This window comes from Bacteroides caecicola, assembly GCF_023337095.1.
Lineage (GTDB): Bacteria > Bacteroidota > Bacteroidia > Bacteroidales > Bacteroidaceae > Phocaeicola > Phocaeicola gallinarum.
Window position 1 is genome coordinate 1 of record NZ_JAMBLM010000027.1, and the last position, 8246, is coordinate 8246.

At 40.7% G+C, this 8246-nt stretch carries 9 protein-coding genes and 2 pseudogenes; 6 read left to right on the top strand and 5 right to left on the bottom strand.

Annotation, left to right across the window (positions count from 1 at the left end; translation table 11 throughout):
• Positions 1-335, top strand: a pseudogene (locus M3085_RS13670) (DUF4840 domain-containing protein); the annotation flags it as partial.
• Positions 336-376: 41 nt separating this feature from the next.
• Positions 377-1258, top strand: a complete 882-nt coding sequence (gene lgt, locus M3085_RS13675) for a prolipoprotein diacylglyceryl transferase (protein WP_249053313.1) — start codon at positions 377-379, stop codon at positions 1256-1258.
• Positions 1259-1463: 205 nt separating this feature from the next.
• On the opposite strand, the gene M3085_RS13680 is transcribed toward lgt, so the two are convergent.
• The 5 genes from M3085_RS13680 to M3085_RS13700 form a co-directional block, all read right to left on the bottom strand.
• Positions 1464-3119 carry a type IV secretory system conjugative DNA transfer family protein gene (locus tag M3085_RS13680; RefSeq protein WP_249053314.1) on the bottom strand — a complete coding sequence of 552 codons (1656 nt, stop codon included), beginning with the start codon at positions 3117-3119 and terminating at the stop codon, positions 1464-1466.
• A gap of 29 nt (positions 3120-3148) precedes the next feature.
• Positions 3149-4048 carry a DUF5712 family protein gene (locus M3085_RS13685; protein ID WP_249053315.1) on the bottom strand — a complete coding sequence of 300 codons (900 nt, stop codon included), beginning with the start codon at positions 4046-4048 and terminating at the stop codon, positions 3149-3151.
• Complete coding sequence (locus M3085_RS13690; protein ID WP_249053316.1) at positions 4045-4647, bottom strand: BfmA/BtgA family mobilization protein; 603 nt, start codon at positions 4645-4647, stop codon at positions 4045-4047. Before M3085_RS13690 ends, M3085_RS13685 begins: the two co-directional genes overlap by 4 nt.
• Positions 4648-5137: 490 nt before the next feature.
• Positions 5138-5407, bottom strand: coding sequence for a Txe/YoeB family addiction module toxin (locus M3085_RS13695; protein WP_032530137.1), 270 nt, complete (start codon positions 5405-5407; stop codon positions 5138-5140).
• Entirely contained in the window at positions 5400-5666 is a 267-nt protein-coding gene (locus tag M3085_RS13700) for a hypothetical protein (RefSeq protein WP_005812757.1), read from the bottom strand. Before M3085_RS13700 ends, M3085_RS13695 begins: the two co-directional genes overlap by 8 nt.
• 463 nt (positions 5667-6129) lie before the next feature.
• Between M3085_RS13700 and M3085_RS13705 the strand changes: the two genes are divergently transcribed.
• From M3085_RS13705 to M3085_RS13720, 4 genes and pseudogenes are all read left to right on the top strand, one after another.
• A complete protein-coding gene (locus M3085_RS13705; RefSeq protein WP_032530138.1) occupies positions 6130-7110 on the top strand; it encodes a replication initiation protein in 981 nt (326 codons plus the stop codon).
• A 28-nt stretch (positions 7111-7138) separates the two neighbouring features.
• Positions 7139-7339 (top strand): hypothetical protein, encoded by a 201-nt coding sequence (locus M3085_RS13710; RefSeq protein WP_032530139.1) that lies wholly within the window; start codon positions 7139-7141, stop codon positions 7337-7339.
• A 113-nt stretch (positions 7340-7452) separates the two neighbouring features.
• On the top strand, positions 7453-7995 hold the full coding sequence (locus M3085_RS13715) for a BfmA/BtgA family mobilization protein (protein WP_087407146.1): 543 nt from the start codon (positions 7453-7455) through the stop codon (positions 7993-7995).
• Positions 7996-8014: 19 nt separating this feature from the next.
• Positions 8015-8246, top strand: a pseudogene (locus M3085_RS13720) (DUF4840 domain-containing protein); the annotation flags it as partial.

Genomic DNA, 8246 nt, shown 5'->3' on the forward strand with positions numbered 1-8246 from the left:
CATTACTGCCTCTATCGGATCTGATTCCAGACGAAACAATTGCAGAACGTTTGCGGGAGATAGGTGAAGTGCCTGTTATGGCCGGATATGAATTTTTACAATGGGATTCTGGTTGCATTCACTTTGTATTGTATCCAAAAGATGTCACTATATTAGGTGGATATGGAGCGCCTCCTTCCATTCGTCTTGTATTTTCCATGAACTATGGCGGTGATGCAGTGACTTATATGAACTCTATGAATTTCAATATGTCACCTTTGGAGTTATGGGTAGACGGAAAGAAATATGATGACTTCCCTCGCCTTGTTTATCATTTCGAAGGGGAATATGAATAATAAAAAGTCATGTTAATACAGAATTACAAATTTCAAATACAATGAATCCAATATTATACATAAATTGGGATATAGACCCTGTAATATTTAGCCTTGGCCCAGTTAAGATTCAATATTATGGTTTGATTTTTGTTACTGGGCTTGCCTTGTGTTACTACATAATTGGCCATATATACAAGAAGGAAAAGATTTATACTCCTGATGCAATGGAGAAGCTTTTTATATACGCAGTTATTGGTATTTTCGGAGGGGCAAGACTCGGGCACTGCCTGTTTTATGATTTTGAATATTTTTCTTCTCATATAATTGAAATATTCATACCATTTAGAGAAAATGTTAATGGTGTTTACGAGTTTATAGGATACAAAGGCTTGGCTAGCCACGGAGGTGCAATAGGTTTGTTCATTGCCATGTTATTATATTCACGGAAAGTTCACATCCCATTCCCGAAGATAATAGACATCATAGCTATCTTGGCCCCATTAGGCGGAGCTTTTATAAGAATCTCTAATTTAATGAACTCTGAAATTATTGGACGTCCGACAGATTTGCCGTGGGCCTTTATTTTCAGGTACGTTGATGATTTACCCAGACATCCATCACAACTTTATGAGTCAATAAGTTATTTTATTATTTTCCTGATTATTTATTCTTTATACAAATATAAAAGACAGTTGTTTAAAGTCGGAAGTTATTTCTATTTTGGCTTTAGTATTTTTGCCATTTTTCTCATGCGATTTCTTTTAGAATACACTAAGGAAAATCAAGAAAGTTTCGAAGATTCGATGTTTTTCAATATGGGACAAGTTTTGAGTATCCCTTTTATTGTATTAGGCCTATACCTTATTTTGCGTAGTTATATACAGTCATCAAAAAAGACAACTATAATAAATAAGGCAGCCGATAAACAGCGCAGAAAATAAGGTTCTTCCGAAATTTGGAGTGATAAGTTCTGTAAAAGAAGAAAACCGCTGAACATATTAAAGACTTAACGGAATACTACAAAAACAAATATCCTGAAGCTGATGTAAAAACGGTAGTGGTTTCTTATATTTTTGGTATTAAATATAACCTCTGACTTCTTCAACTTTATAAAAAACAGCCAAGATTGTCTTGGCTGTTTTCTTATCAATCAACGGAAAAGCCTTTGAACTTAATATCTGAAGGGATATCTGGTTTATGCTGTTCTTCCGGTTCATCAGGCTTCAGTGCGTAAAGTATAGACTTTATATCCTCCCTTACCTTCAGAGTGTATTCCTGTATGCTTTCAGCATGGCTCAGCTTCTCCAGCTGTACCGGGATTGGCCGTTCTGCCTGTCTGAACTTCTTTCGGAAAAACGGCACATTGCTTTCCACCGCTATACCGTAAAACTCCCCAGGCTCCAGAGAAAGGAAGCTGGAAGGTTTGGCTGCGTCCCTTTCCTGTACTGATTCGCTGGTTCCTGAAGTCCGGTGAAAGCCTGTTCTCGACTGTGATGCGGTTGTATAGACTTTATCTTCCTTCCCAAATTGGCGAGAAAGTCTTTCTGCCGTTATACTTGAAGATACCCTACCATAAAAGTGAGTATTACAGGACGCAAACAGCACATCGGCCTTTTCCTTGCCGTAACCGTCAGAAAGCTGTGCAAGATCCTGGCACATCAGGACTGTAGATATTTTATTGCTTCGTCCCGTGTTCGGCAATATGTCAAGACCAGGTATATATACAGTCGGAGCTTCATCGATCATTACAAAAGAAGGAACTTTGCCGGGTTGGTTCATCAGCTTTGTGGCCACTGTTATAATAAGACTACATAACGGTGCAAAGGTCTGTACAAGGGTAGGATATGTCCCCACGGTTACAATAGCCGGAGAAGAAGGATTGTTCAGATCCAGAGAAAAATCATTTCCACCAAAAATATACATCAGTTCCGGAGTGTTTATCTGTGCTATTGCAGACTGCAAAGTTCCTACAACTCCGCTGACTTGTCCGTCTGCTCCCCTCTCCATTGCACTGAAAATACTCATTGTCATTTGTGCGGTTTGCGGATTCTTCTGCAAAAGCCGGAGAAGATCCTCGTCCTTACTCGATACCAAAGCGCACACATGAGGTATATCGCACATGTCTGGGTGTTCTTCTTTCAGGTACCAGATACAGGCCGTTAGAAGGTCTGTTGCCGACCTGTTCCAGAAATCAGGTTTCTTTATACTCTCTTTTATCAGGTTGGCCACAATAGCCTGTGCAAATTCTCTGGCATAGCTTGTATTCAGCAAATAATCTGGCTGTATAGGATTTACTCTCGGTGACTGTTCCGGGTTATTCAAGTCTATATAATGGTGTTTTATCTCGTTCCCGTTTGCACTGATAAAAGACTGTACATCTTGCCCCAAAGTAGGGAACTTAAAATCATACACAAGACCGGAAAAACCGTTTCTGATAAACTCCGACAATAACGGCACAGCTATACTTTCAGATTTTCCAGATCCAGCAGCACCCAAAACAAAAATACCCCTGAAAGGGTTTCCGATAACAATCGGCTGTCCTGAAGATGTATATAACCGTATAGCTTCTTCAGGTATTACTTCAGCTGGCTTCTCCTTCGGTTTAGGTTTCTTGAAATACTTATAACCATACCAGGCAATACCACCGAAAACAGCCCACTGAAGTACAAAGACTATAATACGGCCAATAATATCAATGACAAAGGAAAGGATATATCCGGCTATGGCCAGAAATATACTACCTACAATAAACAGAATTAAGATTCTGATAATACCTGTCATTATGTCCTTTCTTTGTTCCATACGCTTTTGATTTTGTTACAGATTCAAATTTACATACCCATTCCAAAACCCCGGCTTTTCTTCCTGGGCTGGTCGAGTTCTTCCTCTTGTTGCTTCTTCCGCTGTGGTGCCTGGTTGATATCCGGAACTTGGGAAATACTGTTTCCCTGTTGTTGGCTCTCTTCCCGGCCTTGTTCCTGGTGCGGTTCCTGAAGATCCCGGCTCCATTCGGCTTTCATCTTCTCAAGCCGTTCATGGTTCACACGTTCCGCCCACTCCTTTTTCTGGAAGATTTCTTTCGGGCTTCCGTTCTTCATGGTATTGAGATAGTCGAAGGTCTGTTCCGGGGCCCGGTCATACCCTGTGCGCTTGTCAAATGAGGTTTCACACTTTCGGAAAAAATCTGTCCTATCAAAACCTCCTTTCACGTTTCCGCAGTTCTTCTTCCCGGTGTGGTTGGTCTTTGGGCTTAGCTTCCTGGTGTTGCTCCTGTCCTTCCGGCTGACGATGATATGTGCGTGCATGTCGTACCGGTCGGCTCCCTTCCTCTCGAAATGGATCTTTCCGTAATACTCGATGTCCTCTTTGTTTAAGCCTTTTCCGAACCCTTCCGCATAGTGCTGCATCACATCATCACGGACATACTTTCTCATGGCTTCAGCCTGTTCCTTCTCTGTCTTGCCCATTTTCTCCAGCTCCCGGCTGGAAGGGCTTACCGTGATCACATAGAACTTCGCATCATTCCGGCTTAATTTTGCCTTGTTGCTGTCTATCTTGAAGGTTACTTCCTGTGCGCTTATGTAGTCACGTGAGTTATTGAAAAACGGCTGCACTTCCTGGCCGTTCTTCATACGCTCCAGATCCTCATGCTGGAGATAGGTCGTTACTCCTGTGCAGCTCCCTGTATTGGCATAAGTTCCGGAACCGCCACCCTGAATTTTTATATTCATAGTCCCCTCCTTTCCTTTTCCCTCTCATAGACCTTGTTTATATCATCGAGCAGCCCGGTCTTTCCTTTTGCATCGAGGAAGGAAACTATATGTTGCATGGCTTTAAGTTGTGCTGTTTCGTTGGCTTCTATCCGCTTGAAAATGGCCTGCTGGTTCTTCCTGATAGTTGCATCTGAATCCCGTACCGCTCTTTCAGCTCTGTCAATAGCTTTTCCCTTTTCGATGGATTGATTCATCACCTCGATGAAAAGTTCGCTGTTCTCCTTCAGGAACCGCCTGAACTTTTCTTCCGAAAGTAAGGATGAAAGGTTTATGGTTATCTGTGTGCTGGCTCCGGCCAGAGCTTCACAAGCCGGACGCACAAGATCCGTTTCCTGTTTCTTCAGGAATGCGAACACCTGGTCCATGCGCTTGATAAGTTTCTGCATTTCCTGTGCCGGGCTTTCATGCTCGACCGGGTTTATGCCGTACTTTTCAAAATAGTTTATAGCATGTGTAAGGAACTCCATTTTTGACACATTGTTTGCCTTGGCCAGACGGTCAAGTTTAGTAAAAGTAGTACGTTCTACCGCTACCGTTGTTTTGCTGTCTTTTTCCATGATATTATAAGGCTTATTATAATGAATTAATATACTAACTTACTGGTTTACAAGATAGTATATTTATTCATTATAACCAAATTATATTGGTATAATTTCCTAAATAGCTGATTTACAGCTAAAAACCCCGTAGGGCAAGAGGAAAAAACAGGGCTTGCCCGGTTTCCTCTTGCTGTTCTATCGAACACCCTCCCCAGCGCGAAATTAGCAAAGGGGACGGGAAGAGATAGAACCTATCCCACACACGTGAACACCCACGAAAACCGCACACCCAGTACACAACAGAATTACCCAACAAAACCGCACAACAGAACGTGTCCGGAACACCACAAAAAACTCATCGGTCGGGGAGCGCCGCACGGCAAGGGGGTGTACCAACACTCCCGACGAGTGCAGCCGTTTAATTGGGTATATGATATAAGTTATTTTTATTCTGTCACAAATTCAAAAGGATTGCAGTAAGTTCCAAAACGGCACATACTGCAATCCTTCATTTGTCGTCATAATGTCCCCAGGCTGAAATGATGAACACAATTACGGTAGTCTCGTTGACCATATACCTGATACGGTTCTTCTTGTCCAGCTGCCTTGACCAGACACCCTCCAGGTATCTCAACTGTTCCGGATGTCCTGTACCCGTATATGGGTGTTCTCTGAGTTCATCAAGCAGCTTCTCCAGCTTCTTGAAAAGCTGCGGAGAGGATTTTCTCATTAACAGGACATGTTTTACCGCTTCTTTGGAAAATTCTATCTCATACATTGCCTTCACCCTCTATACGGTTAAGAAAATCATCCAGAGACTCATTCTTGGCCATTCTGAAGGTATTTCCGTTCCGGATATCTTCAATACCTCTCTGGATGGCCGCAAGTTCTTCCTTTGAAGGGAAATCACCTTCTCTGACTGCACACACCATAATAGGGGCTGCATTGCGTCTGGAGACCAGGATCGTTTCCGTCTCTGCCATTTCGAAGTATTTCTTCTGATTGGCACGAAATTCGCGTGTTGTAACAATCTGCATAGTTCTAATATATTGGTTTACACCGCAAAAATAGGGATAAAAATCAATAAAGCAAAAGTTTTGTGTACTTATTTGTGTACACGCGCGGAAAATTCGTTCCTAAAAAAACGCTGCGCTGGCTTTTGCTTTGCTTTCACAAACATTCAAAAACTCGTTTTTCACGGATTTGGAGGTCTGGAAGCCACATTCAGGCTAAAATTTTATGACTTGTTTTTAAGCATTGCTTATTATATGCTTATCAACTTTTGAAAAATCATTTATAAAATACTGAATAACAAATCGTTATAAAGAGTAAAAACGCTCGAAAAACGACTTTTTGAATGTTATAAACGACTTTTTGAATGTTTTTTTCGCCTTTAAAAACGACTTTTTGAATGTTTACGACGACATACATTTTTAAATGTCGTTTTTAATTTCTATATTTGCGAACATTCATTTTGTCGTTTTTTAAAAACAAAGGAGTATGGCTATAAAAATAACAAACAAAGATGTGATACAGAGCTATTTAATGACTGTATCTAAGTATGATTTTTCAGTGTACGAAAAACGCATTCTGTACAGGCTTGTGGAAGCAATGCAGTGTGAGATAGAAGGTAAAAAGCTTTATCCTGGACTACGTATAGAAAAGACGTTATACGATGATAGAGTTGTTTTAATGCCCATTTCTGCGTTTTTAGCCAACGATGATGACGAGAACTACACCCGTGTCAAAAAAGCGCTGTTAGACCTTAGAAATAAGTCTTTTGAGTTCGATGATGGGCAAATATGGAAGGTGATAGGTATTATCGAGAAGCCACAATTCAATTACAAAAGAGGCTGGGTAAGATTTGAAATACAACCTGAAGTATATAATGCCGTACTTAATTTTTCAAAGGGCTTCAGGAAGTATGAACTTAAAACGGCCATGGAGTTTACAAGTCAGTACTCGATGCGTTTCTATGAACTCATGAGTGGTCAAGAAAGGCCTTTGATTTACAGTATAGAGGATCTGAAAATCATGTTTGGTGTACAGGACAAATACAAACGTAACCCGGATTTCATAAAAAGAATCATAGTCCCAGCTAAAGAAGAACTGGACGCAAAAAGTCCATATTCGTTTGAATACAAAATTCTGAAAGAAGGTCGTTCTTTTCATTCACTGAAACTGTATCCCAAATACCAACCGGAACACAGGGATGAAGAACTTGAAAAGCACGAACTACAAAAACAGGTCAGTCTGGGCTGGGATCTGGACAGGCTTATCAGAAACTATCTAAAGCAAGAGCTTCTTTTCACAGACCAGGAAATAAGAAACAACATAGACCTCTTCAGGGATGCACAGAAGAAACTTGATTTAATGCTGGAGCTTTCAACCCTGAAGGGAAAATCAAGGGATAAAAAGAACCCTAAAGGGTATATAATAAACGCACTGAAGGGAAAAGTAAAAGACAAGGAAGAACTTTGATTATGTTACACAATCAAAAAACAACGATATGAAAGAAGGAGATTTGATATTGGTATCAGCTGAAGCTACAGGCTTAGGAAAGCCAATGGAAGCCATTATAGACAAGATTGAGACATTCATGGGACAAACCCTTGTAACGGTCACTTACACGCAACCAAACGCCTTATCCGGCTTTGGAGGGTGCTTTGTGGATTCTCATATCACTTTAAGCGAAGAAAAGGCCAAGTAACCTGAATATATTTCAGGAATATTCAGTATATTTACAGCATATTTAATTAAAAAAAAGCATAAAACCAGCATATCAAGCATATTATAAGCATATTTATATCAATCGGTTAAGGTATGACAGATAAAGTAACCATACAACCCAAAAGCAAGCCGGAAAAGACTACAATCTCAATAAGCGGAGAAACATCTGAACGGCTGGAGATATACTGCCGGGCAAACGGCATATTACGGAAAGAGTTCGTTTCTCTCGCCCTGGAATACTTTGAACGCACAGGTTTCGACCTGAAGAGTAACGCACTTGATTACTCCCCATTGGAAAAGATCATCGGAGAATTGAATGAAGTTAAAGCGACCATGCAGACAAGCAATGAGGGAACAGAAGCTATTCGCCAACTACTACAGGCGGTCCGGGAACAGACAGCAAAACAGCTTCCGGCTCCAGAGCTTATCGCAAAGGCAGCAGAAGAAAAGGTACGTGCTGAAATGAAGTCTGAAGAACAGGCTAAAGAGCTCCAGGTTCTTCAGGAAGAAAACAACCGATTGCGTAACGAAATCAAAGTTCTTCAGGAGTACAAGGAAAAAGCACACCGGGAACTGTGCCGGGTGCGTGACGAACAGAAAACATTCGGGAAAATAAAAGTTAATACAGAACTATAAACTATTTAATCAAAGTAATATGAAAACAAAGAACTTATTCGGAATACTAGTATTATTCCTTAGTCTGTTTAGTCTTATAAGTTGTAACAAAGACGAAAAGGGATTATCTAAAGAAGAAATACAACAGATGCTATTCGACATGAAAGGAACCTATCATGGCACTGTACAAGTAGCCTATTATCAAGGTTCAAATATAACAGAACAGCAAAATGCAGTAGTTGTTTCGCGTGATTCACTCAAATTCAATATGT

What these genes read in the sequence shown, in the direction of transcription:
- lgt (WP_249053313.1), top strand. Translation starts at nt 377, where the DNA reads ATGAATCCAATATTATACATAAATTGGGATATAGACCCTGTAATATTT.
- M3085_RS13680 (WP_249053314.1), bottom strand. Translation starts at nt 3,119, where the DNA reads ATGGAACAAAGAAAGGACATAATGACAGGTATTATCAGAATCTTAATT.
- M3085_RS13685 (WP_249053315.1), bottom strand. Translation starts at nt 4,048, where the DNA reads ATGAATATAAAAATTCAGGGTGGCGGTTCCGGAACTTATGCCAATACA.
- M3085_RS13690 (WP_249053316.1), bottom strand. Translation starts at nt 4,647, where the DNA reads ATGGAAAAAGACAGCAAAACAACGGTAGCGGTAGAACGTACTACTTTT.
- M3085_RS13695 (WP_032530137.1), bottom strand. Translation starts at nt 5,407, where the DNA reads ATGTATGAGATAGAATTTTCCAAAGAAGCGGTAAAACATGTCCTGTTA.
- M3085_RS13700 (WP_005812757.1), bottom strand. Translation starts at nt 5,666, where the DNA reads ATGCAGATTGTTACAACACGCGAATTTCGTGCCAATCAGAAGAAATAC.
- M3085_RS13705 (WP_032530138.1), top strand. Translation starts at nt 6,130, where the DNA reads ATGGCTATAAAAATAACAAACAAAGATGTGATACAGAGCTATTTAATG.
- M3085_RS13710 (WP_032530139.1), top strand. Translation starts at nt 7,139, where the DNA reads ATGAAAGAAGGAGATTTGATATTGGTATCAGCTGAAGCTACAGGCTTA.
- M3085_RS13715 (WP_087407146.1), top strand. Translation starts at nt 7,453, where the DNA reads ATGACAGATAAAGTAACCATACAACCCAAAAGCAAGCCGGAAAAGACT.